Here is a 24,522-nt window from a genome sequence, read left to right as displayed (position 1 = left end):
TCTGAAAAAGAAAAGAGGAAATTGAAATGAAGAAAACATGGAAAGTGTTTTTAACTGTTTTAACAGCTCTTGTAGCTGTTGTGCTTGTGGCCTGTGGTCAAGGAACTGCTTCTAAGGATAATAAGGAAGCAGAACTTAAGAAAATCGACTTTATCCTAGACTGGACACCAAATACCAATCACACAGGGCTTTATGTTGCCAAGGAAAAAGGTTATTTCAAAGAAGCTGGAGTGGATGTTGATTTGAAATTACCACCAGAAGAAAGTTCTTCTGATTTGGTTATCAATGGTAAGGCACCATTTGCAGTGTATTTCCAAGACTACATGGCTAAAAAATTGGAAAAAGGGGCAGGTATTACTGCCGTTGCAGCTATTGTTGAACACAATACATCAGGAATTATCTCTCGTAAATCTGACAATGTAGCTAGTCCAAAGGACTTGGTTGGTAAGAAATACGGAACTTGGAATGACCCAACTGAACTTGCTATGTTGAAAACCTTGGTAGAATCACAAGGCGGAGATTTTGAAAAAGTTGAAAAAGTACCAAACAACGACTCAAACTCTATCACACCGATTGCTAATGGAGTATTTGATACTGCATGGATCTACTATGGATGGGATGGAATTCTTGCTAAATCACAAGGTGTAGATGCTAACTTCATGTACTTGAAAGACTATGTCAAGGAGTTTGACTACTATTCACCAGTTATCATCGCAAACAATGACTATCTGAAAGACAACAAAGAAGAAGCTCGCAAAGTTATCCAAGCTATCAAAAAAGGTTACCAATATGCTATGGAGCATCCAGAGGAAGCGGCAGATATCCTTATCAAGAATGCACCTGAACTTCAGGAAAAACGTGACTTTGTCATCGAATCTCAAAAATACTTGTCAAAAGAATACGCAAGTGACAAGGAAAAATGGGGTCAATTTGATGCAGCTCGCTGGAATGCCTTCTATAAATGGGATAAAGAAAATGGTATCCTTAAAGAAGACTTGACAGACAAAGGCTTCACCAATGAATTTGTGAAATAATGACAGAAATTAGACTAGAACACGTCAGTTATGCCTATGGTCAGGAGAGGATTTTAGAGGATATCAACCTACAGGTGACTTCAGGAGAAGTGGTTTCCATCCTAGGCCCAAGTGGTGTTGGAAAGACCACCCTCTTTAATCTAATCGCTGGGATTTTAGAAGTTCAGTCAGGGAGAATTGTCCTTGATGGGGAGGAGAATCCCAAGGGGCGCGTGAGTTATATGTTGCAAAAGGATCTCCTCTTGGAGCACAAGACGGTGCTTGGTAATATCATTCTGCCACTCTTGATTCAAAAAGTGGATAAGGCGGAAGCCATTGCCCGCGCGGATGAAATTCTTGCGACCTTCCAGTTGACAGCTGTACGGGATAAGTATCCTCATGAACTCAGTGGTGGGATGCGTCAGCGTGTAGCCTTGCTTCGAACTTACCTTTTCGGGCACAAGCTCTTTCTCTTGGATGAGGCCTTTAGTGCCTTGGATGAGATGACCAAGATGGAACTCCACGCTTGGTACCTTGAAATTCACAAGCAGTTGCAGCTAACAACCTTGATTATTACTCACAGTATCGAGGAGGCACTCAATCTCAGCGACCGCATCTATATCTTGAAAAATCGCCCTGGGCAGATTGTTTCAGAAATTAAACTAGATTGGTCTGAAGATGAGGATAAGGAAGTCCAAAAGATTGCCTACAAACGTCAAATCTTGGCAGAATTAGGCTTAGATAAGTAGAAAAATAGGGAGTTGGTGAAGATTATCCTTTACCAGCGCCCTTTTTCTTTTAAAAATAAGAAAATTTCGGTATAATAGTCAATTATACCGAAATTATTCTATAATCGTTGATACATAAGGGTTTTATGTGTCGCTTTTTTTAGTTTGTGGACTTTTTTAAGAACTTTTTATTTTTTCGAGGGCAGTTTCAAAGAATGAGACTGCTCTTTTTTGGTTCTCTTTTGATAAATGGCTGTAAGTGTCCATGGTTACAGATATTTTTGCATGGCCAAGCCGTGTCTGTATTTCCTTGTATGGCAGGCCAGCATTAAGCAAGATACTAGCGTGGGTGTGTCGGAAAGCGTGGAAACTTAAACGAGGACATCCAGCCAGTTTTAAATGCTTTTCTAGTCTGAATCTGAGCGCTCCAGCTTCTCTATAATTGTCAAAGGTATCAGAGAACAATTTTTCAAAAGTTACCCCTATTTCCCTACCTATTTGGGATTGTCTTGCTTTATAGAGCCGAAGCATGAGTACCGTTTTGGTATCCAGTGCTATTTCTCTAATGCTACTTTTACTTTTAGGGCTAGTGATTTCCTTGAGGGTGTTTAAAGTTTTGGTAACTGAAATGCTACCGTTTTGTAGGTCAATATCAGACCATTTTAAGGCTAGACACTCACGAATACGCAAACCAGTCGCTAGAAGTGTCTTATATAACACCGTATCGGAGAAATTTTTGTAAGTGTTTGGCAACTGATCCAGATAATCTAAGAATTTTTTCAAATTGTCGTCATCCAGATATTTCAGTTTTTGCCCTTGTTTGGGTTTGCGCCGTGGGACGATGATATCACTAGCTGGATTTGAAGCAATGACTTGCAAGGAAACGGCATAGGATAATATGCGTTTATTTAGGGCATGGAGTTGGTTATATTGCTGATAACCTTTTCCTAGTTGATTGTAATCTATTGCCCACTGGTTTACCTGGTGCTGAATGATTGGGGGCGTTAGTTTATCTAGTTTGTAGTCTCCAAAGGCTGGTAGGAGATACTTTTTTATGTTGTTTTTTGCGCCTATAAGGGTGCTATGTTTTACTGTATGGCAATAATTTTCTAGCCAGAGTTCCGTCAATTCCTGATAGGTGGTAACGTTGACGGTTTTTATAACCGTTGAGCCGTTTTTTTCAAACTCTACTTTGGCTTGGATAGCCTTGCTTTTGAGCCTGTTCTTAGTTCTGTCTGAAATAGTTGTCTTGACTTTCTTACCCGTTACGGTATCGATGCCAAGATAAACGCTGGAACGGTAAACTACTGATCCATCTTTCTTTTTGTACTCTGTAATCTTCATGGTTTTACTCCTTTTCCATCAGCAGGCAAGCAATTAGAAAAGGTTTTGAGTTTATACCATGCGAGGAGCTACGAGAACCCCCTTATTTTCGATTTTAAGCAGTCAGATGGTAAAATGTACCAGAATAGAAAACAAGGCGGATATGGGGCTTATATGAGATTTTTTAAAAGCCCATATATTGCAAGTAGTTCTATCTTAATGTGTCAGTGATATTATACCAATTATGCGGAAATCCAAGTGTGTCCAATACAATGCCGGCTTCAATGGAGTGCGCTTTTTTATTTAGAGCTTTGGTTCTTTTAATAATAGTGTTATGTAATTGAGCGTATTGTGTGGAAGCAAGTAGGCATTGCAAGGCAAGAAAAACATAATATACAGATTGTCTTGACGTATTAGCATTGTTATTGTAATAGTGGAAATAAGCTAGTTGTGGAAGATTCTCACGACATTTATAATTGAAAAGCTTATTATTGTGAGCAGTGATATTTCTAATTTCTAGTATATTTTTAATAATACTTTCTAAAGCCTTTCCACTTAAAAGGTCTTTACTAGGTCTATTTTGGATGTATTCAATATTTTCCTGTAAGAATGGTGATAAATCTCTAGCTATTTGATTTTTTATATCAGTGTTTAGATTTCTATAAAAGTTAAATGCTTGCCCTAATGTAAGTTCATTGATGATAACCCAGAAAGGAACAACGCCATGTTGTTTATAGTGGTGTTTTATAGAATTGTTTTGCTTATCCTTATTATAATCATTGAGTATTCTAGCTAATATACTGATTAAATTAGTAATTTGTGCTAGCCTTTTTGTATCTTTTTGTGTTTCAAAATTATTAATATCTAGATAAGCGTATGGTGTTGGATATGCTTCTGAAAAACGATATGCCAGTACGGATTTAAAGTGTTTTTCTGCATCTATAATTGCTTTTAAAAAAGCTGATTTAATTTCTTTATCGTAAAAGTGTGTTGCAGCTATTTCTCTAAAGTCTGCACCAGCTATAAATTTATCTTTTGATGTTTGAAAAAACTTACTATATCCGTTGACGACGTTGTAATAGTTGTTAGTTAGAAGGTATCTTTTACATTCTTCTATGTTATCTATTTCTAAACCTCTAGACTGGAGAAGTTTTATTTGTTCATCTAATGTTTGAAATGGTTTCATATATGTTCCTTATATACAAAAACACCACCTAGTAGAACTAGGCGGTGTTTCGCGTACTCTGTTCCCTTGGGAGCAGAAACTCTTCTCATTGCCTAATAATACTGTAATTTTTAGTTTTTGTCAATATTTTTAGTTTGTTTTTTTAAAATTTTTGAGTATCGAAAAAACTCAACGCTGGGAAAGTTGCTTTTATTGCATTGTTAGACAAGTCAGCAGTAGCAGACTTGTCTTTTACTATTTGTCAATTTTGCCGTTTTTTGCACTTTAGTCTGTAAAATTGGCTTTCTATTCTTCAATTTCCCCTGTTTTTGCACAATAGACCATGAAACGATGGTTGCTATTGGCGAATATAGGGGATTTTTTAATTTACGATGAGTTCTCCAATAGGAATCAAATCTTTTTGTTTTGAAGATTTTGCGATTAAGTCGTATTGATCAGCAGATTTTTCATACCCAAGGGAAAGAGTAGTATTGTCGTCTGGTAATTTTTTAGCAAACTCAGATATAGACATCCGAAATACGGTAATTGCATTTTGCTGATTAGTTGTAGCAGAATTTGAATTGATTGCGTCCATAGTCTCTTTTGCGCTATCTTTAGCCGTTCCAGTTAGCAAAATCATGATTGTATCATGCGGTTCGGATGAATCTGAATCGATTACGTTATTTTGAATTTTAACGCTTATTGCGCCAGTTGATTCAGGATCTAATTTTGATTTGATTTCAGAAATTATATTATCGTATTTACTGTTATCTACTTTGGTTTTTGTGTTTGTTGAAGTAGTATTTTTTTGCTCCGCTTTTGCTTTCTCCGAGCTATCTTTGGTAGCTGATTGATTGTTAGAGCAAGCTACTAGAACGGTAGCAGAAAGTAAAATAGCTGATGTGCTTAGTAATTTTTTCATAAGTAGCCTCCTATATGCTGATGTTTTCTAATAAAAGATGGGGAATTTTTATAGAATCTTCTCAAAAACCATAGTAGCCTGAATGCGGTCACCACCGCCTAAACCTTTGCTTCCACCATTGGCGGTTGTGATGGTATGAAGGCGATAACCTTTTGAAGCTTGTTTATTGATAACATCTTCTAATTCTGTAAGGTTTCCTGATCCAGTACCGAAAAACTTTTCTTTCAAAGTTACCTGAAGGACAACGTAGTGTAGTCCATTTACTCCAGATGCGGTAGAAAAACTACCCTCTTGTTTTACAGTGTCAAAAAATCCCATGGGGTTTACTCCTTTTCGTCGTCTCTATCAGATAATTTTTGAACTAAATCAAAAGCTATTTTTTTATCATAGTCATTTAAAGAAATATAGTTGATTAAAATATCTGCAAAATTTGTATTTTTTTCTTTATCAGCAGTTATTAGTTCTTCAATTGTAAACATATACGATTGGCTATGATTAAGCAATCCTTTTCCAAAATTGTCATACTTTACAGGATTATTTATATGTTCTTCAACGTTTTTGTACGTTGAACTAAGTTCATTTATTTTTTCAATATCTATATCATTAAGTAATTTTTTAAATTCGTTACTTTGGATTATTTTTAAAATATTTTGTTCATCTTCGTGCCCTAATAAGTAAGCGACACTTACTCCGAAGTGATCAGCTAAAGCTGACCATATATTTTCATCTCTAGGTTTTCTAATTTCATTTTCGTAGTACATTAGTTGACTATCGGATACTGTTATATCGTATTCTTCTTTCAAAATGTTTTTGAGTTTATTTAAAGATATTTTTTCTTTCTCCCTCAGTTCTTTAAGTTTAATTTTCATGTGATACCACCTAATTCAAGTACTTTTTGAATTGATTATATCATAGTAAAAAAATATTATCTACAAAAAATTCTCAAAAAAAGAACAAAAATGCTTGACATTCTCAAAATAAGATTATATAATCAATTTGTTCTTGAAATGAGAATAAAAAAAGGGAAAGGAGAAAGAAAAATGCTTATCACACAAGAACAGGCGAAAGCATTAAGAAGGAAAAAAGCTGATTTGCAACTAAAAAATTATGAACTAGCTCTAGAAATTGGTGTAGCGTCTAGAACGGTTCCTAAAATTTTGAAGGGAGATTATAAAGCGCCCAAAAGAATATATGCTAGTGTTATGGAATGGCTTGCCAAAGACTATTAGAAAGGAGCGAACTAATCGCAATACTACTCTACATTTACAGATTTCTCATGTGGTGCTTTACCACTGGGGATTGATAAACAGATCTAGCTAAATATTCGCTAGTGTAATTTGCTTGCTACCTATAGCAGTATCAAGGGTTTGTAGGGCTTCATATTCTCCGATTTTACCCTACCTTAATGCTTTACCTTGGTACTGTTTTAGGTGGCAAGCACTGACAAAAGAAGAAAGGAGTGAACCAATGGAACTGGTTTACATGGACGGCAAGAAAGAGCCGTATACTACGAGCGAAATCATCGCCGAATGTGCTGAAGTACAGCACCATACTATTACACGCTTAGTCAGAGATAATAAAGCTGATTTTGAAGCGTTGGGAATACTTGGATTTAAAATCCATAAATTAGATAAGAGAGGGCAACCGAAAAAAATCTATCTTCTGAACGAGCAACAGGCTACCTTGCTGATCACTTATCTAAAGAATACCGAACCAGTACGGCAATTCAAAATGAACCTAGTCAAAGCATTCTTTGAAATGCGTGATGAACTTTCTAAACGCTATCTTCAAAGGGAACTGGAAAAGCCAAAGCGCAAGACCTTAACCGAAGCTATCAAATCATGGGAGAAAGCGCCCAAGCATGCCTATAGTACACTTACAAACTTACTGCTAAAGGGAGCTACAGGGAAAAACAAGTCTCAACTCATGCAAGAGCGAGAAAGTGGAAACGGTATTGACAGTTTAACCAGTGATGAACTGACAAACTATCAGCGTTTGGAAGATATGGCAATAGCGATGATTAACTTGAATAGGGGATATTCAGAAATTAAGGAATTAATTTTTAAAGCATAGGAGTACAGAAAATGGAAAATGAATTTAAGACAGTTACAAATGCCAAAGGGTTAGAAATTCCTAAGTATTCCAAGGATTTTAAAAAGCTAGTTGAGAAAGACAGACAACTAGCCGAATATCTTTGTATGAACTACGAGAACTTGGACAGTGAAGACCTAGGCGCATTTCTTGAAACAGTAGAACAGGGAATTAGTTGGATTCTAGATCTTATCGATAGTAAAGATTTGATTTATAAACCAAAGTCAGGTAGTAATCATGCAAAAAGAAAATAAAAAAATCACTTGCTCAAATTTTGGCCAAGGCGAGCAAGCGACAGGATAAAAGGTATACGTTTTTTAACGTATCTTGATTATAGCATGAAAATGCTACTGAAGCAATAACTAATAGCAGGCAAGCAATTAGAAAAGGTTTTGAAAAACGAGTGCTGACACGGCGATTCTAAGCACTTGTTTATCGAAAATGTGGATGATTACCCACAAAACATCACTACATGCGTCCGCCAACTAGGGGCAATCGCCCAGCGTTTGGAGTGGTGCTAATTACGTATAGGAAACAGACAAAAAAGGCACAGGAAAACAATATGGCATTAAACATAAAGGAAATTCAAGAGCAAGGAGGCAGACTTGGAGATGTGCTTCCCAGAATTGAATTAGTCAGACAGTTGAGTAATTCGCTGATAATGGCGAAAAATAACAGAGTAGATACTGATATCTTATCTGGACAGATGACAGAGGGGTTAGGCGTTATTCGTGACCAGATGGAACAACTCTATAGAGAGTTGGACGGGATTGCAGTTTATCTCCTTAATTGTGAGAATTTTGAAGAATTGGGGTACAAGTCAGATGAAAATTCCAGATGTAATGAAAATGACTCAAGTAGAAATTGATGATTTTATGGCCGATTTAAAGGTTAACAATCCAAATCTATTACAGTTTATTATTGATTTTTTAGATAACAAAGTATCTATCAAGGAAGTTGAAGCTTTCCAAAAGATGGAACATCAAGCCCAACAGTTATATATCAAGAATTACAAAGCGAGGGCATAGCATGAATGAACTAGATTTAAGCAATACACAGGCGCTTATTTTTACCGTGATATTGGTTGGCTTTCTCATGTATCTAAACCACCGATACCGCAAAAAAAGCGCTCAAATCGAGCGAGAAAGTACACAGACGATTGAAACGACTAGCGAGGATTTAAGCCCTGATTATGGGCGATATATTCAGCTTGGAATGGTCAGTAAAGAGGGCTAAGTATGTTTAGTTTGAGTAAAGAAAGCGAACATGATTTAACTAATAGAATAAGCACGGTTATAGAAAACTATCTAGCAGTTCGAGAACAACCGAAACCACGACTAACTGGTTTAATATCAGCACAAGAAGCTATGGACGAGTTAGATATAAAATACAAAACCTTGCAAAAGTGGGAAGTTGCAGGACTAAGACGTTACCAACCACCGCTAGAAGATACTAGAAAAGTCTATTACAAAGTTACGGATATTTTGAAGTTCCTGGGGGTAGATGATGGCGAAGACTAAAGTATATTTTTGGTTGAAAATTGATAAGAAGTTTTTTGATAACCTATTTATTAAGCGACTAAAAAGTATGCCTGGTGGCTATACCATGACAGTGATCTATATGCGCATGATGTTAGAAAGTCTTGAAAGTGATTGTATTCTGTATTACGAAGGGTACTTTGAAACCTTAAAAGAAGAACTGGCCTTGAAATTAGATGTTTCTGAAGATGATATATCTATGACTATAGCTTATTTTACGCAATGTGGTCTGATTCAGATTGATGAAGATAAAAATGCCGAGTTAACACAAGCAAAAGCTTTGGTACAACAAGAAACAAACCACGCTGCATATATGAGAAGCTACCGCAAAGAGCAACAAGAGAAAGAAAAAAATCTTACATTGTTATCTAATAATTTTACAACGTTATCTACATGTAGGACAGAGAAAGAGATAGATAAAGAGAAAGAGTTAGAGCAAGATTTAAAGTTAGATATAAATAAAGAGTATATAGTCGAGGGAACCTCGCCTAATGAGCAAAGCTCATCTTTCACTTTTCCTACTTGGCTTGAAGAAACAGCTATAAAAGATTTAGAGAAAACAAAACATAAAGAACTTTGGATTCCTATTGTTTATCTGAATCAAGTAGCTAATAAGAGGTATAAGTTTGTTGATAAGACAAAAAGACTTTTACTAGCACGATTCAAAGAAGGCTATACACTTGAAGATTTTAAACAGGTGATAGATATTAAAACGGCAGAATGGAAGGATAGTCCTGAATTTTCTAAATATCTGAGACCAGAAACACTTTTCGGATCTAAGTTTGACGGTTATTTGAATCAAAAGCCTAAAACAATAAAAGGGAAGTCCGAAGATAACTTCCCAGACCTACCATTTTAGGAGTTGCAAAGATGAAGGAACAATTTAAAGAATTTAATAACAGAAAAATATCGGATAAAGTTTGCGATATTCACCAGGTAAATTACTGGGAAATTTCTGTACCAGTGTTAGGGGGTTCAGAAAGAAAAGTACAAGCATTTTGCCCAGAGTGTGTAAAGGGAGAGATTAAACAAAAAGAGAAAGACCTATTACAGCAGTTCGAGGACAGACAGGCTTACTTTAAAACTTATGATGTCTTAATGCGTGATAGTAAAATCCCTAACGAGTTGAAAGGAGCGACATTTGATAATTTCTTTGTTAAGACTACAGAGGAGCGTCAGATGTTAGAGTTTGTAAAGGGGCAAGCCCAGAAGTACCTTGCAGGTATGACGGGAAATACTTTAATCAGTGGTAGCACAGGAATAGGAAAAAGTCATTTATCGCTTGCCCTGGCCAAAGAAATCAATGAGAGCTTCAGAGAGAAGCACGAGCCTAAGAGTGTCTTGTTTATCAGCTTAACTGAGATTATCAAGCAGATAAAAGAAGGCTGGGCTTATGGAAGAAATGCAAACTTAACAGAGTATGAGGCAGTTAAAAAGCTTGTTGATGTAGATTTTCTAATCATCGATGACCTAGGGGCAAAAAATGGGACAATCACTCCTAAGAGTGACTGGGAACAGGATTTCTTGTTTGATATTATCAATAATCGAGAAACTACGATTTTTAACACAAACTTAGATAGTAGCGAGCTAAGAACGGTTTACAATGCTAGAAACTCAAGTAGAATTTTGAAAGGTTTAGAAGGGAACACTTTCAAAGCTTTCACGATCAAAGACAAGAGATACACTATAAACACAGTGAGGGGAGAATATCAATGAATGATGATAAAATGCGATTTTCAACAGAAAAAGGCTTTGTTGTCTACGAAAAATGTGGTATAATAGAGATAGAAAAAGTTCCAAGGTTTGGAGAGATAACTTTATTCTACTCAGATGGAAAATTTACCCATCTAGTCAAAAAAGAAACTAAAAAATAAGTCTATTGAGAACAACTCAGGGACATACCGTAAGCATATAATGCTAGTGGTATGTCCCTTTTTGTTTGCATAGAAAGGGGGTGAGGGAGATGTCAGGAGATACTTCTTTAGGGTATGTAGTAGCCAATAAGTTTTCTATGGATCCAGATAAAAGACAGAAAATCTTTTCTCAGTGTAAAAAAGAAGATGATAGCTTAGAACAACGGAAACAAGAAATACTAGAAAAATATGCTAACAAACAAGACAAATCAAAATCTAGAAAAAATGATTCTAAAGGCTCGGAGAGTCATAAAAGAAAAACTAAGAGCAAAGAATTTTAGAAAAAATTATAAACAAAAATCAGATATTAAAAGATGAAGGAGGGGAAATGAGTCTAACGAGTGATCTAGCAAATGAAATTGCTAAAACTTTGGAAGCTTATTCTGAAGAAGTTGAAGAACAGATAGATTTAATTGCTGAAGAAGTTACAAATGAAGCAGTGAATGAATTGAAACAAACAAGTCCTAAAAGATATGGGAAATATGCGAAAAATTGGCGCTTTAAGAAAAATTCTAAAGGTTCTTTTGTAATCTATAATGCAGATCCAACATATAGATTAACTCATTTATTAGAACATGGACATGTATTAAGAAATGGGGGACGCAGCAAAGCAATTCCTCACATAAAACCAGTAGAGGAAAAAATAAAAGAGAAATTTGAACAAAGAATAAAAAATATAGGTAAATAATCTTGTAAGATAAAGGAGCAAAACATGACAACTAACTTAGCTAAACAAAAAGAAAATCTAGAAGCTTATATCCGAAGTACAGGTTATAACACTAGAGGGATGAACGTAGAAAATAATCATGTACTCATTGAAAAACCAATCCTTGATAGTTACGAAGATGAACATCAACGTAAAGAACTGGTTGATCTAGTAAATGTTATTGAGACTCGTACCCGTGGTGGGAAGTATGAAGTAACTGACTTTGAATCTGATTCATTACAAGAAGTTAGCGAAAATTCGGTTGAGAAAACAGAAGCAGATAAAAAGAAAACTGTCAGCGTTGATTACTTAGTTAAATTATTCAGTGGAAAACTTGATTTTTCACAGGAGCAATTAGATGATGGGCAATATAATTTAACGGATTTTCTTGGTAAGAAGATTATTAAATTAAAACGTAGAACACGAAATAGAGAGATTGGGAAAATTCTCCAAACTGCGAAAGTGCAGACTGCTACAAGTATCGACGACTTGAAATCTATTGTTTCTTTAATCAATCCAGAGCGCAATGTATCTATGGTTGTTAGTCAATCACTATTTAGTGTCTTAGAAAAAATGAAAGACACTTCAGGAAATTATCTTCTTAAAGTTGATAAAGAGACAGGAACAAGTGAAACATTTTTTGTAGATAACTTTTTAATTGTAGATGATACAACATTAGGGAATAAAGGTGACAAAAAAGGCTTTATTGGAGATCTAGAAAACTTTGTTACTTTGTTTGATCGCAAGAAAGATACACTTAGTTGGGTGAATGCGAATGACTATTTTGGAAAACGGTTGATTTTACATACCCGATTTGATGTAAAAAAAGTTGAAGAAGATTGTGGTTACTTTATTCAATGGAACTAGGAGAAAGAAATGGATATTAATCAAGTATTTGAAACACTGGATGATCTAGATAATAAAAAAAGTAAGATTAATTCAGCACGAGAACAGTTAAGCGAAAAAAGAAAAAGCTTGTTAGGCAATCAAGCAGTTTCATTTGAGAACATAGATTCTTTTTTGTCAAATAACTTAGAATCTTTAGAGCAGCTGGAAAAGATGGAAAAAGCTATTAATGGCCTTCAGGAAAAATTTGATAGTGATTTTTCAGAAGCTAATGCAGTCATCTTTGAATATATTTTTAAAGAAACTAAGCAACGGATGGAAACTAAGAAGATCTATAAACAATACCGAAAGAAACTTAGACGAATTCTGGACGCATATGATGAAATTCAAGAACTGAAGAAGGATGTAGAAGAAATTCATACAGGTGTAGTCAGAGAAATAAGTCAGAGACATTCTCTATCGCCGTATCGAACAGAAGTAAGTCCGCTTACTGTCCTACCATTCTTAAACCCTGATTCTAGCGGATGGATGAATTTTTCTAAGGAATATCGTGAGATTAAAGAGTATTTAGGTAAAGAGTAATTCATTAGAAACAAGGCTGATTTGAATATCAAGAAATTGATAGTTATATCAAAAGTGGCCTTGTTTTTAATTTCAGTAAATTAGTTTCACAAAATGAAGAAAGCATAAACTAAAACAGAGTATAGGCTTGGAAGCCATGTATATCAGTAAGTTACAGAATGGAGTGAGTTTCACAGAATGTAAGATAAGAGAAACTGGGGAATAAATTAGAGGGATACTTCTTTAAATTGTCATATTGAATAGTTGTCAAACTTAAAACAATGATACCTGGTAAGTGGAGTGTTGGAAGGCTTTTAGCGCTTTTTGTCAGTTTGACAGAATTTACAATTTGACAAATTGAAAGATAAAAAAATTTTTAAATTTAAGTGGAGGTACTTGCCTATGTACGAGTTGAGTAACAGAGACCTGGACGGGATAGATATTGAGTTAGGACGATATAGAACGCTTGCTAATAAAATTTATTTGAGAAGACAGGAACTGATACATAATAAGAAACATAGCACTGAAGATTATACTGGTGGGAAAGGCAAGACAGTATATAGTCCTACTGAAGCAACCATCATTAGAATTGAAGAAGATCAAACACTAAGATATTTAGAAGGCTTTAAACTAGTTGTAGATACCTTGATGGAAAACTTAATTGAAAGTGATTTAGTCATTTTTAAAATGAGATATTTAGAAGCTGGTGCGACTTGGGAAGACGTGGCAGAGAAACTAAATAAAACTACTCGTTATATAAATAGTCGAAGAAAAGTAATTGCTAAAAGATTTATAGAACTGAAAGGATATTGACTCCCCCCCACGTTGAAAAAATTTTTTTGAATACTTTGGGAACCGGTGAAGGGAACTTTTTCCAAGTCGGAGGCCTCCAAATAAAAAGGGGGTAAAAACTAATAGATTTAGGATGAAAGGCTTATTTTTAAGAAAAATTATAGAAAGCTTCAAATAAATTGTTACAAGGGATATATTTTAATTGGCAACCCTGAAAATAAAAAAGATTGACATCTAATTTTTAATGTTTTATAATGCATATGAAGCTATTATTAATAAATACAAAATTCTTAACTACTCATAATAAAACATATTGCTTAAAACAAAACATATTGCCTAGAATAAAACGTATTGCTTAGAATAAATCATATTACTAATTAAGAAACGTATTGCATATAATCAATTAAATTGTAGAGTTTTGACTAGATTAATAATAAAGGTAGCTTCGTTAGACGTATTTAATACGTGAATTTTATTCTAAGAGGTTTTAAAAATGGTCTATAATTTTTTAAAAGTAGTTTCAATAGTTGGAATATTTTTTATGATATTTCTCGTCAGCATAGGAGTACCAACATCGTTAGTCTTAATATTGCTGACTTTGTACGTGCTTGCTCTTTTAGTAATTATTATAGTGATAACTATTATAGACAGTGACGATAATGACAAGTAATCATTACTGTTTATCCCTCAGAAAATTATCTGAGGGTTTTTCTTTGTGTCTTATGGCTATGCTGTGGAAGATATGCTATAATATTACCAGGTAATAAAAAAGCACGTTTGACCGTGCTAGTTTCTTGCCTGCTGAACTCATCAATATTACGCCCTTTTTAGGGCTTTTTTTGTGGACTTTTTTAGGAACTTTCAAGAAAAACTAAGGCGAATTAATGCCAAAGTGTTTTTTAAAAAAAGTCAGTATTTCCAATGGTTGAGCCTTAAAAATTTGACTTATAGAGTCTTAAATGATAGTATAGTCAAAGATAGTCAAGGTTTAAAGAGAGAGGTGGGTTTGTAATGAGATTTAAAAATACATCGGATCATATTGAGGCCTACATCAAGGCGATTTTAGATCAATCTGGTATCGTGGAGTTGCAACGTAGTCAGTTGGCAGATACCTTTCAGGTTGTTCCTAGTCAGATTAACTACGTGATCAAGACACGCTTTACGGAAAGTAGAGGCTACTTGGTTGAAAGTAAGCGTGGTGGCGGAGGCTACATTCGTATAGGACGGATTGAGTTTTCTAGTCATCATGAAATGATCAGGGAGCTGCTTTACTCAATTGGTGAGCGGGTCAGTCAAGAAATTTATGAGGATATTCTACAGCTTTTGGTTGAGCAGAAATTGATGACCAAGCAGGAGATGAATTTGCTAGTATCAGTAGCTTTGGATCGCGTTCTAGGAGAAGAAGCTCCAGTTGTTCGTGCAAACATGCTACGACAGGTCATACAAGAGGTAGATAGAAAAGGGAAGTAAGATGAACTATTCAAAAGCATTGAATGAATGTATCGAAAGTGCCTACATGGTGGCTAGCCATTTTGGAGCTCGTTATCTAGAGTCTTGGCACTTGTTGATTGCCATGTCCAATCACAGTTATAGTGTGGCAGGGGCGACTTTAAATGATTATCCATATGAGATGGACCGTTTAGAAGAGGTGGCTTTAGAACTGACTGAAACGGACTATAGCCAGGATGAAACCTTTACAGAATTGCCGTTCTCCTATCGTTTGCAGGTCCTTTTTGACGAAGCAGAGTATGTAGCGTCAGTGGTCCATGCTAAGGTGCTAGGGACAGAGCATGTCCTCTATGCGATTTTGCATGATGGAAATTCCTTGGCGACTCGTATCTTGGAGAGAGCTGGTTTTTCTTATGAAGACAAGAAAGATCAGGTCAAGATTGCAGCCCTTCGTCGAAATTTAGAAGAACGAGCAGGCTGGACTCGTGAAGATCTCAAGGCTTTACGTCAACGCCATCGTACAGTAGCTGATAAGCAAAATTCTATGGCCAATATGATGGGCATGCCCCAGACTCCGAGTGGTGGTCTCGAGGACTATACGCATGATTTGACAGAGCAAGCGCGTTCTGGCAAGTTAGAACCAGTCATCGGTCGGGATAAGGAAATCTCGCGTATGATTCAAATCTTGAGCCGTAAAACCAAGAATAATCCTGTCTTGGTTGGGGATGCTGGTGTCGGGAAAACAGCTCTGGCGCTTGGGCTCGCTCAGCGTATTGCTAGTGGGGATGTACCTGCGGAAATGGCTAAGATGCGCGTGTTAGAGCTTGATTTGATGAATGTCGTTGCAGGGACACGCTTCCGTGGTGACTTTGAAGAACGCATGAACAATATCATCAAGGATATTGAAGAAGATGGACAAGTCATCCTCTTTATCGATGAACTCCATACTATCATGGGTTCTGGGAGTGGAATTGACTCAACTCTGGATGCGGCCAATATCTTGAAACCAGCCTTGGCGCGTGGAACTTTGAGAACGGTTGGTGCCACCACTCAGGAAGAGTACCAAAAACACATTGAAAAAGACGCGGCCCTTTCTCGTCGTTTCGCCAAAGTGACGATTGAAGAGCCAAGTGTGGCCGACAGTATGGCCATTTTGCAAGGCTTGAAGGCGACTTATGAGAAACATCACCGGGTGCAAATCACAGATGAAGCGGTTGAAACAGCGGTTAAGATGGCTCATCGTTACTTAACCAGTCGCCATTTACCAGACTCTGCTATCGATCTCTTGGATGAAGCAGCAGCAACAGTGCAAAATAAGTCAAAGCATGTAAAAACAGACGATTCAGGTTTGAGTCCAGCTGACAAGGCCTTGATGGATGGTAAGTGGAAACAGGCAGCCCAGCTAATCGCAAAAGAAGAGGAAGTCCCAGTCTACAAAGACTTGGTGACAGAGTCTGATATTTTGACCACCTTGAGTCGCTTGTCAGGAATCCCAGTTCAAAAACTGACCCAAACGGACGCTAAGAAGTATCTAAATCTTGAAGCAGAACTCCATAAACGTGTCATCGGTCAAGATCAAGCAGTTTCAAGCGTTAGCCGTGCCATTCGCCGCAATCAGTCAGGAATTCGCAGTCATAAGCGTCCGATTGGTTCCTTTATGTTCCTAGGACCGACAGGTGTCGGGAAGACTGAATTGGCCAAGGCTCTGGCAGAAGTTCTTTTTGACGACGAATCAGCCCTTATCCGCTTTGATATGAGTGAGTATATGGAGAAATTCGCAGCCAGTCGTCTCAACGGAGCTCCTCCAGGCTATGTGGGGTATGAAGAAGGTGGGGAGTTGACTGAGAAGGTTCGCAACAAACCATACTCCGTTCTCCTCTTTGACGAGGTAGAGAAGGCCCATCCAGACATCTTTAATGTTCTCTTGCAGGTCTTGGATGACGGTGTCTTGACAGATAGCAAGGGACGCAAGGTTGACTTTTCAAATACCATTATCATCATGACGTCAAACCTTGGTGCGACAGCCCTTCGTGATGATAAAACCGTCGGTTTTGGAGCAAAGGACATTCGTTTTGACCAGGAGAATATGGAAAAACGCATGTTCGAAGAGCTGAAAAAGGCTTATAGACCTGAGTTTATTAACCGTATTGATGAAAAGGTGGTCTTCCATAGCCTGTCTAGCGACCATATGCAGGAAGTGGTGAAGATTATGGTTAAACCTTTAGTGGCAAGTTTGGCTGAAAAAGGCATTGACTTGAAATTACAAGCTTCCGCACTGAAATTGTTGGCAAATCAAGGATATGACCCAGAGATGGGAGCCCGTCCACTTCGCAGAACATTGCAAACAGAAGTGGAAGACAAGTTGGCAGAGCTTCTTCTCAAGGGAGAATTAGAGGCAGGCAGCACACTTAAGATTGGTGTTAAAGCAGGCCAGTTAAAATTTGATATTGCATAAAAACGAGGTCGGGACAAAGTTCCCGACCTCTTTATGTACCATCATGAGATGGTTTTTCTGTTGCGATTTCTTTCAGGTGTGCCTATCTTTTTTAGGATTGCTCAACATGTGAGAAAAGAAGGCTTTGTATCGATACTTGAGATAGTTCTCATGTAAAAATAACAAGGCGATACAGACAATCAAAAAGATTGTAGTCATATAGAAGACATCAAATGAAGTTTTGCCATAGTGAGTTGCGGATTTATAAGAGCCAATCGCTACTAAAAATAACCAAGGAAGATACTTATAATACTTATTTAGCATAAGAATGCACCTCCTATATTCTATTTCAATGTTATTATATTCCTTTGTACTTAAAGTTTTAAGCGATTACACAAAACAAATTCAAATTTTTAACAGGAAAATCTCCTGTTTTTCTATTTTATTACGAATAGAAGAGTAGGAGGAGTAAATGTATCTAAAGTATTTAAGATTTTTAAAATAGTTTAGATAAATTGTTGACATGTTTAAAACGCAATGTTACAATTATATTACAAAAAGATTTCTTTATATTTCTAAAACATTACAAAGGAGTAGAAAAATGAAAAAGAAAACCTATATCAAATTGATGGCAGCAACTGTATTGGCTTCTACCTTGCTATTGGGAGCTTGTGGAAATAAAAAGGAAACAACTCAAGCAAGCAGTTCTGCTAAGACAAGCCAATCATCAAGTTCTAAAGCAGCTTCTGCTAGCAAAGAAAGCAAGACTCAGAAGTCCTCAAGTTCAGTTTCATCTGAAAAGGTCAAGGCGTCTACTGACCAGTCTGCAGCAACTACAACATCATCACCAGCAACACCTGCACCAGAGCAAAGACAAGGTCAAGAAGTGGCTAATCAACAGGCAGCTAGTCAACAAACTCCTGCTCAGGCTCCTTCAACTCAACAGGCTTCTCAAGCCCAGTCTAACCAATCAAGCTATGATCCTACAACTGACCGCAAACTTCAAGACAAGCAAGCAGAGCAAAATAAACGCTACAAGGGTGTTTTAGCCATGGTAGACGGTGATTTCTCAGCAGCAGCTGGCAACTGGAAGGGAGCAAATGGAGAAACCATAACAGTTTCATCAGGTGGTCAATTTACAGTAGAATCTGCTGATGGAAAGAAAGAAAATTACTCTATCAGAGGCTACTCTTATACTCTTGATGGTGGCAAGTATAATGCCAAAATCGGTGGAGGGAGAGTCATCCAGATTACAACAGGAGCAGATGGTAAGGTTTCCAGTGTTGCTTTGAGTCAATAATAACCCTCAGTATTTGAATTTTTACAATCAAAGAAAATCCGTCAGCTCAAATAAGAGTTGACGGATTATTTTATACTTGTACTTGGGTTAAAAATTCTTCTGTAGTAAGAATTTGAGCAAACTCATCTTGTAGAGAAAGGAGATTAATCTCATGGATAGTCTCAGGAGAGATGACTTGACCGTTTTTGTTAGATAGGGTAAAACTGGCAGTAGCATCTGCTAGTAAAGTGACTTCAAAACCAAGATTTGCTGCCATTCGTGTCGTAGTAGATACACAATGGGGCAGGGTCAAACCAACAACGACTATACGACAAATCTGTTTTTTTCGTAAATATGTTTCAAGATTTGTTCCAATAAAGGCGCTATTAACCATTTTTTGAAAGACAGGTTCTGCAGTAACTGGCTCAAATCCACTTTTAAACACCTGATTTTGTTTGTTATGAAATTGCGACTGGGGATTGTTAGATATGTGTTGAACATGTAAGACTGGAAGAGCGTGTTTACGAAAGTATGCCAGTACCCTCAATGCTTGATATTCAGCTTGAGGGTTATTTCGTTCTCCCCAGATAGGGCTATTAAATGCTTTTTGCATATCGATAACCAGTAGAGCAGTATGAACCATTTTAAGCCTTATCCAATTGCAAGAGGGCTTCGATCTCTGCTAGGGTGCTAGCTTGTGAAATGGCTCCACGGAGTTTGGCAGCGCCAGATGTTCCACGGAGGTAGTGAGGAGCGAGGCCACGGAATTCACGAACTGCTACGTTTTCCCCTTTGAGGTTAATCAAACGTTTCAAGTGTTCGTAGGCGATTTTCATCTTGTCTTCAAAGGTCAAATCAGGTAGGATTTCTCCTGTTTCAAAGTAATGGTTGATTTGGTTGAAGAGGTAGGGATTTCCCATGGCAGCGCGGCCAATCATGACTGCGTCAGCACCGACTTCTTCGATACGTTGTTTGGCTTCTTGAACAGTACGGATGTCACCGTTAGCGATAAATGGAATCTTGGTCAGAGCTTGAGCGACCTTGTGAAGGGTCTCAAGGTCTGCGTGACCTGTATACATTTGCTCACGGGTACGGCCATGCATAGCAAGAGCAGAAACACCTGCAGCTTCAGCAGCGAGGGCATTTTCAACTGCCAGAGATGGGTCGGCCCAGCCGGTACGCATCTTGACAGTAAGTGGAATATCAAGGACAGACTGGACCTTGTTGATGATAGAGTAAATCTTATCTGGATCCTTGAGCCACATAGCGCCAGCTTCGTTCTTCACGATTTTATTAACTGGGCAGCCCATGTTGATATCCACGATATCGGTTTTGGTGTTTTCTTGGATGAATTCTGCTGCGCGTGCTAGGCTGTCTTCATCACTACCAAAAAGTTGGATAGAGACAGGGTTTTCGCCTTCGTCGATATGAAGCATGTGCAGGGTTTTTTCGTTGTTGTATTGGATTCCCTTGTCAGAGACCATTTCCATGACAACGAGTCCAGCTCCAAGCTCTTTTGCGATAGTACGAAAGGCTGAGTTGGTGACACCAGCCATAGGTGCTAAAACAGTACGATTGGGAATCTCAACATTGCCAATCATAAAAGGTGTATTAAGATTTGTCACGAATGAGTTCCTCCAGGTCGTTTTCATCAAAGTTGTAAGTAGTTTGGCAGAATTGACAAGTGATTTCTGCCCCGTGGTCTTCCTCTTTCATTTCTTGTAAGTCTGAGCTTGGAAGGCTGGCAAGAGCGTTCATAAAGCGTTCATGGCTACAGTCACATTGGAAACGGATTTCTTCTTCAGAAAGACGCTTGTAGGCCTCGTCACCGTAGATAGCCTTTAGGAGGGCTTCGATATGGTCGTCGCTTTCCAGAAGGGTTGAGATAGCTGGCATTTCTTGGATGCGTTTTTCAAAGCGAGCAATCTCTTCTTCCTTGGCTCCCGGCAAGACTTGAACTAGGAAACCACCTGCAACCTTAACCTTGTCTTCCTCGTCCAAAAGGACATTGAGACCGACTGCAGAAGGCGTTTGTTGGCTTTCAGTCAGATAAAAGGCAAGGTCTTCACCAATTTCTCCAGAGATGAGAGGAGTCATAGAGTTGTAAGGATTTCCAGTACCATAGTCTGTGATAACGAGGAATTGACCATTTCCAACAAAAGGTCCGACTAGAACTTCACCAGTTGCAGTCTTTTTGATGTCAACACCAGGATTTTGAACATAGCCTTTAACGTTCCCCTTGGTGTCAGCGACGGTGATAATAGCACCTAGAGAGCTAGATCCCAGCACCTTAACTGTTAGTCTAGTATTTCCTTTTTCATTGGCTGCGAGAATCTGGCTAGCGATAAGAGTTCGACCAAGCGCTACAGTTGAGCTAGCTTGGGTTTGGTGTTTTTCTTGAGCAGTGCGGACGGTTTCTGTGCTATCAAGGACAAAAGCACGAAAGGCTCCGCTTTCTGATATAGTTTTAATAATTTTATCCATAGCTACTATTTTAGCATAAAAATGCCCAAAGGGGGAGCCGTGTGTTTGCTGATTTTTAGGATAATGGACCAGGAAATCAGCATGAAAATAAAAAGAGAAACAGATTATTTCAGCATTTGTAAGATTTATGCTATGCTTAAGGTAGAAAATGAAAGGGGTAACAAATGTATTTAGGAGACTTGATGGAAAAGGCTGAATCTGGCCAATTTTCAATTCTTTCCTTTCTATTACAAGAGTCTCAGACGACCGTCAAGGCTGTAATGGAGGAAACAGGATTTTCAAAAGCAACCCTAACCAAATATGTCACCCTGCTCAATGACAAGGCTTTGGATAGTGGCTTAGAGCTGACTATTCACTTAGAAGATGAAAATCTGCGTCTGTCAATCGGTGCAGCTACCAAGGGGAGAGATATCCGGAGCTTATTTTTGGAGAATGCTGTTAAATACCAGATTTTGGTTTATCTTCTCTACCACCAACAGTTTTTAGCCCATCAGCTGGCTCAAGAATTGATGATTAGTGAGGCTACGCTTGGTCGCCACTTAGCTAGTCTAAATCAGATTTTGTCAGAATTTGACTTATCCATCCAAAATGGACGTTGGCGAGGTCCAGAGCATCAGATTCGCTATTTCTATTTCTGTCTTTTCCGCAAGGTCTGGTCCAGTCAGGAGTGGGAAAGTCATATGCAGAAAGCGGAGAGAAAGCAGGATATTGCTACTCTAGAAGAAATCTGCGGTGCGAGTTTGTCTTCGGGGCAGAAGTTAGACTTGGTTCTCTGGGCTCATATCAGTCAACAACGTCTCCGGGTCAATGCTTGTCAGTTTCAAGTCATAGAAGAAAAAATGCGAGGGTATTTTGACAATATTTTCTACCTTCGTTTGCTGAAAAAGGCTCCGTCCTTTTTTGCTGGGCAACACCTTCCTCTAGGAACTGAGGATGGGGAGATGATGATATTCTTCTCTTTCCTCCTATCTCATCGCGTTCTTCCTCTTCATACTATGGAGTATATTCTTGGATTTGGAGGGCAGTTGGTAGATTTGCTGACGCAATTGATTCAAGAAATGAAGAAGGAGGAGTTGCTGGGGGATTATACAGAGGATCACGTTACCTATGAACTCAGTCAGCTTTGTGCTCAAGTCTATCTCTATAAGGGCTATATTTTACAGGACCGCTATAAGTACCAGTTAGAGAATCGTCATCCTTATTTGCTGATGGAACATGATTTTAGGGGGACGGCAGAGGAGATTTTTCATGCTCTACCTGCTTTTCATCAGGGGACAGACTTAGATAAGAAAATTTTCTGGGAATGGCTCCAGTTGATAGAGTATATGGCTGAAAATGGTGGCCAGCATATGCGTATTGGTCTGGATTTGACATCTGGTTTTCTTGTCTTTTCAAGGATGGCAGCCATTTTGAAACGGTATTTGGAATACAATCGTTTTATTACCATTGAAGCCTATGATTGTACTCGGCATTATGATTTGCTGGTTACCAATAACCCGATTCATAAGAAGGAACAGACCCCAGTTTATTATTTAAAAAACGACTTGGATTTGGAAGATTTGGCAGGGATTCGTCAGTTATTATTCACTTAAAAGGCTTGGTTGTTCCAGGTCTTTTTTGTGAAATTCACACAATCTCCTCACATTTTTTTAAAAATTAAAAAAAGTTGATGAACAAGAAAGCGCTTTATTTTATATACTAGTAAGTGTAAAGAGGAAACATCCTCAAGATCTTTATCAGGAGGACAGCACATGTCACAAGAAAAATACATCATGGCTATTGACCAGGGAACAACAAGTTCTCGTGCCATTATTTTTAATAAAAAAGGAGAAAAGGTCAGCTCGAGCCAAAAAGAGTTTACTCAGATTTTCCCTCAGGCAGGTTGGGTTGAGCACAATGCCAATGAAATTTGGAACTCTGTTCAGTCAGTTATTGCGGGTGCTTTCATCGAAAGTGGTGTCAAGCCAAATCAAATCGAGGCAATCGGGATTACCAACCAACGTGAAACAACGGTCGTTTGGGATAAGAAAACAGGGCTTCCTATCTACAATGCTATCGTTTGGCAGTCACGTCAAACAGCTCCTTTGGCTGAACAACTAAAAAGTCAAGGTTATGTGGAAAAATTCCATGAAAAGACTGGTTTGATCATCGATGCTTACTTTTCAGCGACTAAGGTTCGTTGGATTTTGGATCATGTAGAAGGCGCTCAAGAGCGAGCAGAAAAGGGTGAATTGCTCTTTGGTACCATCGATACTTGGTTGGTTTGGAAATTGACTGACGGTGCGGCTCACGTGACTGACTACTCAAATGCAGCTCGTACCATGCTTTATAACATTAAAGAACTCAAATGGGATGATGAGATTTTGGAAATCCTCAACATTCCTAAGGCTATGTTGCCAGAAGTTCGTTCTAACTCTGAAATTTACGGTAAGACAGCGCCATTCCATTTCTATGGTGGACAAGTGCCAATCTCAGGTATGGCTGGGGACCAACAGGCAGCCCTCTTTGGACAGTTGGCCTTTGAACCTGGTATGGTTAAAAATACTTATGGAACAGGTTCTTTCATCATCATGAATACTGGTGAAGAAATGCAGTTGTCTGAAAATAACCTCTTGACAACCATTGGTTACGGAATCAATGGCAAGGTTTACTATGCCTTGGAAGGTTCAATCTTCATCGCAGGAAGTGCCATTCAGTGGCTTCGTGACGGTCTTCGCATGGTTGAAAATTCACCAGAATCTGAAAAATATGCTCGTGATTCTCACAACAATGATGAAGTTTATGTCGTTCCAGCCTTTACAGGTCTAGGTGCTCCATACTGGAACCAAAACGCTCGCGGTTCTGTCTTTGGCTTAACTCGTGGAACAAGTAAAGAAGACTTTATCAAGGCAACTCTTCAATCTATCGCTTATCAAGTCCGTGATATCATCGACACCATGCAAGTGGATGCTCAGACAGCTATCCAAGTCTTGAAAGTGGACGGTGGTGCAGCTATGAACAATTTCCTCATGCAGTTCCAAGCTGACATTTTGGGAATCGATATCGCACGCGCCAAAAACTTGGAAACAACAGCTCTAGGGGCAGCCTTCCTAGCAGGTTTGTCAGTGGGCTATTGGAAAGACTTGGATGAGTTGAAACTCTTGAACGAGACAGGAGAACTCTTTGAGCCATCTATGAACGAATCTCGCAAGGAACAACTCTACAAGGGCTGGAAGAAAGCTGTGAAAGCAACCCAAGTCTTTGCGGAAGTAGACGACTAATACTGGAAGAATAAAGCG

General features: G+C 38.1%; 31 protein-coding genes. 22 read left to right on the top strand and 9 right to left on the bottom strand.

Features of this window, described 5'->3' with window-relative positions; translation table 11 throughout:
- The first annotated feature begins 26 nt into the window (after nt 1–26).
- A complete protein-coding gene (locus tag SMSK564_RS10785) occupies nt 27–1,034 on the top strand; it encodes an ABC transporter substrate-binding protein (RefSeq protein ID WP_000754561.1) in 1,008 nt (335 codons plus the stop codon).
- Complete coding sequence (locus tag SMSK564_RS0102995; protein WP_000136219.1) at nt 1,034–1,762, top strand: ABC transporter ATP-binding protein; 729 nt, start codon at nt 1,034–1,036, stop codon at nt 1,760–1,762. Before SMSK564_RS10785 ends, SMSK564_RS0102995 begins: the two co-directional genes overlap by 1 nt.
- A gap of 156 nt (nt 1,763–1,918) precedes the next feature.
- Here the strand turns inward: SMSK564_RS0102995 and SMSK564_RS10780 are convergent, their stop codons facing one another.
- From SMSK564_RS10780 to SMSK564_RS10760, 5 genes are all read right to left on the bottom strand, one after another.
- The gene (locus SMSK564_RS10780; RefSeq protein WP_000704670.1) at nt 1,919–3,085 is read right to left on the bottom strand and encodes a tyrosine-type recombinase/integrase; all 1,167 of its coding nucleotides are present in this window, start codon (nt 3,083–3,085) and stop codon (nt 1,919–1,921) included.
- Between the two features lie 190 nt (nt 3,086–3,275).
- Nucleotides 3,276–4,250 (bottom strand): Abi family protein, encoded by a 975-nt coding sequence (locus SMSK564_RS10775; protein ID WP_000802142.1) that lies wholly within the window; start codon nt 4,248–4,250, stop codon nt 3,276–3,278.
- Between the two features lie 361 nt (nt 4,251–4,611).
- Complete coding sequence (locus SMSK564_RS10770) at nt 4,612–5,151, bottom strand: hypothetical protein (protein WP_000735520.1); 540 nt, start codon at nt 5,149–5,151, stop codon at nt 4,612–4,614.
- Nucleotides 5,152–5,199: 48 nt separating this feature from the next.
- The gene (locus SMSK564_RS10765; RefSeq protein ID WP_000505375.1) at nt 5,200–5,469 is read right to left on the bottom strand and encodes a DUF4177 domain-containing protein; all 270 of its coding nucleotides are present in this window, start codon (nt 5,467–5,469) and stop codon (nt 5,200–5,202) included.
- Nucleotides 5,470–5,474: 5 nt separating this feature from the next.
- The gene (locus tag SMSK564_RS10760; RefSeq protein WP_000694590.1) at nt 5,475–6,020 is read right to left on the bottom strand and encodes a helix-turn-helix domain-containing protein; all 546 of its coding nucleotides are present in this window, start codon (nt 6,018–6,020) and stop codon (nt 5,475–5,477) included.
- 90 nt (nt 6,021–6,110) lie between these two features.
- Between SMSK564_RS10760 and SMSK564_RS10755 the strand changes: the two genes are divergently transcribed.
- The 17 genes from SMSK564_RS10755 to SMSK564_RS10690 all read left to right on the top strand — a co-directional run bounded on the left by SMSK564_RS10755 (nt 6,111) and on the right by SMSK564_RS10690 (nt 17,502).
- Entirely contained in the window at nt 6,111–6,380 is a 270-nt protein-coding gene (locus SMSK564_RS10755; RefSeq protein WP_000884271.1) for a hypothetical protein, read from the top strand.
- 238 nt (nt 6,381–6,618) lie between these two features.
- The gene (locus tag SMSK564_RS10750) at nt 6,619–7,224 is read left to right on the top strand and encodes a Rha family transcriptional regulator (RefSeq protein WP_000424677.1); all 606 of its coding nucleotides are present in this window, start codon (nt 6,619–6,621) and stop codon (nt 7,222–7,224) included.
- Between the two features lie 11 nt (nt 7,225–7,235).
- A complete protein-coding gene (locus tag SMSK564_RS10745) occupies nt 7,236–7,496 on the top strand; it encodes a hypothetical protein (protein WP_000426662.1) in 261 nt (86 codons plus the stop codon).
- A 308-nt stretch (nt 7,497–7,804) separates the two neighbouring features.
- Complete coding sequence (locus SMSK564_RS10740; RefSeq protein ID WP_001196978.1) at nt 7,805–8,110, top strand: hypothetical protein; 306 nt, start codon at nt 7,805–7,807, stop codon at nt 8,108–8,110.
- Nucleotides 8,067–8,270, top strand: a complete 204-nt coding sequence (locus SMSK564_RS0102990) for a hypothetical protein (protein WP_025170925.1) — start codon at nt 8,067–8,069, stop codon at nt 8,268–8,270. Before SMSK564_RS10740 ends, SMSK564_RS0102990 begins: the two co-directional genes overlap by 44 nt.
- 1 nt (nt 8,271) lies before the next feature.
- Nucleotides 8,272–8,478, top strand: a complete 207-nt coding sequence (locus SMSK564_RS0102985) for a hypothetical protein (protein WP_001003758.1) — start codon at nt 8,272–8,274, stop codon at nt 8,476–8,478.
- Between the two features lie 2 nt (nt 8,479–8,480).
- The gene (locus tag SMSK564_RS10735; RefSeq protein WP_000492115.1) at nt 8,481–8,762 is read left to right on the top strand and encodes a hypothetical protein; all 282 of its coding nucleotides are present in this window, start codon (nt 8,481–8,483) and stop codon (nt 8,760–8,762) included.
- Entirely contained in the window at nt 8,749–9,639 is an 891-nt protein-coding gene (locus tag SMSK564_RS10730; protein ID WP_001140557.1) for a conserved phage C-terminal domain-containing protein, read from the top strand. Before SMSK564_RS10735 ends, SMSK564_RS10730 begins: the two co-directional genes overlap by 14 nt.
- Nucleotides 9,640–9,650: 11 nt before the next feature.
- Nucleotides 9,651–10,496 (top strand): ATP-binding protein, encoded by an 846-nt coding sequence (locus tag SMSK564_RS10725; RefSeq protein WP_000662896.1) that lies wholly within the window; start codon nt 9,651–9,653, stop codon nt 10,494–10,496.
- A complete protein-coding gene (locus tag SMSK564_RS13520; protein ID WP_000997173.1) occupies nt 10,493–10,654 on the top strand; it encodes a hypothetical protein in 162 nt (53 codons plus the stop codon). The genes SMSK564_RS10725 and SMSK564_RS13520 overlap by 4 nt, the downstream gene beginning before the upstream one ends.
- A gap of 89 nt (nt 10,655–10,743) precedes the next feature.
- The gene (locus SMSK564_RS10720; protein ID WP_000012235.1) at nt 10,744–10,974 is read left to right on the top strand and encodes a hypothetical protein; all 231 of its coding nucleotides are present in this window, start codon (nt 10,744–10,746) and stop codon (nt 10,972–10,974) included.
- A gap of 47 nt (nt 10,975–11,021) precedes the next feature.
- Nucleotides 11,022–11,381, top strand: coding sequence for an HK97 gp10 family phage protein (locus tag SMSK564_RS10715; protein ID WP_000060160.1), 360 nt, complete (start codon nt 11,022–11,024; stop codon nt 11,379–11,381).
- A gap of 24 nt (nt 11,382–11,405) precedes the next feature.
- Nucleotides 11,406–12,266, top strand: a complete 861-nt coding sequence (locus tag SMSK564_RS10710) for a phage major capsid protein (RefSeq protein ID WP_000210505.1) — start codon at nt 11,406–11,408, stop codon at nt 12,264–12,266.
- Nucleotides 12,267–12,275: 9 nt separating this feature from the next.
- Nucleotides 12,276–12,827 (top strand): hypothetical protein, encoded by a 552-nt coding sequence (locus SMSK564_RS10705; protein WP_000354075.1) that lies wholly within the window; start codon nt 12,276–12,278, stop codon nt 12,825–12,827.
- A gap of 381 nt (nt 12,828–13,208) precedes the next feature.
- Nucleotides 13,209–13,619: a DUF722 domain-containing protein gene (locus SMSK564_RS10700; protein WP_000273147.1), complete on the top strand. Its 411-nt coding sequence runs from the start codon at nt 13,209–13,211 to the stop codon at nt 13,617–13,619.
- A gap of 990 nt (nt 13,620–14,609) precedes the next feature.
- Nucleotides 14,610–15,068 (top strand): CtsR family transcriptional regulator, encoded by a 459-nt coding sequence (locus SMSK564_RS10695; protein ID WP_001211259.1) that lies wholly within the window; start codon nt 14,610–14,612, stop codon nt 15,066–15,068.
- 1 nt (nt 15,069) lies between these two features.
- Nucleotides 15,070–17,502, top strand: a complete 2,433-nt coding sequence (locus SMSK564_RS10690; protein ID WP_001109732.1) for an ATP-dependent Clp protease ATP-binding subunit — start codon at nt 15,070–15,072, stop codon at nt 17,500–17,502.
- A 72-nt stretch (nt 17,503–17,574) separates the two neighbouring features.
- On the opposite strand, the gene SMSK564_RS10685 is transcribed toward SMSK564_RS10690, so the two are convergent.
- Nucleotides 17,575–17,805 (bottom strand): hypothetical protein, encoded by a 231-nt coding sequence (locus SMSK564_RS10685; protein WP_000933120.1) that lies wholly within the window; start codon nt 17,803–17,805, stop codon nt 17,575–17,577.
- A 277-nt stretch (nt 17,806–18,082) separates the two neighbouring features.
- On the opposite strand from SMSK564_RS10685, the gene SMSK564_RS10680 reads away from it, so the two are divergent.
- Nucleotides 18,083–18,781: a hypothetical protein gene (locus SMSK564_RS10680; protein WP_000730892.1), complete on the top strand. Its 699-nt coding sequence runs from the start codon at nt 18,083–18,085 to the stop codon at nt 18,779–18,781.
- A 70-nt stretch (nt 18,782–18,851) separates the two neighbouring features.
- On the opposite strand, the gene SMSK564_RS10675 is transcribed toward SMSK564_RS10680, so the two are convergent.
- The 3 genes from SMSK564_RS10675 to hslO are packed head-to-tail and all read right to left on the bottom strand — an operon-like array spanning nt 18,852 to nt 21,244.
- A complete protein-coding gene (locus SMSK564_RS10675; RefSeq protein ID WP_000233717.1) occupies nt 18,852–19,403 on the bottom strand; it encodes a cysteine hydrolase family protein in 552 nt (183 codons plus the stop codon).
- Between the two features lies 1 nt (nt 19,404).
- Nucleotides 19,405–20,385 (bottom strand): tRNA dihydrouridine synthase DusB, encoded by a 981-nt coding sequence (gene dusB / locus SMSK564_RS10670; protein WP_000183308.1) that lies wholly within the window; start codon nt 20,383–20,385, stop codon nt 19,405–19,407.
- Complete coding sequence (gene hslO / locus SMSK564_RS10665; protein ID WP_004237025.1) at nt 20,372–21,244, bottom strand: Hsp33 family molecular chaperone HslO; 873 nt, start codon at nt 21,242–21,244, stop codon at nt 20,372–20,374. The genes dusB and hslO overlap by 14 nt, the downstream gene beginning before the upstream one ends.
- A gap of 164 nt (nt 21,245–21,408) precedes the next feature.
- On the opposite strand from hslO, the gene SMSK564_RS10660 reads away from it, so the two are divergent.
- Nucleotides 21,409–22,836, top strand: a complete 1,428-nt coding sequence (locus tag SMSK564_RS10660) for an AcpB/EbpR/MafR family transcriptional regulator (protein ID WP_029690326.1) — start codon at nt 21,409–21,411, stop codon at nt 22,834–22,836.
- 159 nt (nt 22,837–22,995) lie between these two features.
- Nucleotides 22,996–24,504: a glycerol kinase GlpK gene (gene glpK, locus SMSK564_RS10655; protein WP_000076788.1), complete on the top strand. Its 1,509-nt coding sequence runs from the start codon at nt 22,996–22,998 to the stop codon at nt 24,502–24,504.
- The last annotated feature ends 18 nt before the right edge of the window (nt 24,505–24,522 follow it).

The sequence above is a fragment of the Streptococcus mitis SK564 genome (assembly GCF_000148525.1).
Lineage (GTDB): Bacteria > Bacillota > Bacilli > Lactobacillales > Streptococcaceae > Streptococcus > Streptococcus mitis_H.
The sequence above is the reverse complement of the archived record's forward strand: the minus strand, read 5'-3'. Positions and strand labels throughout refer to the sequence as shown.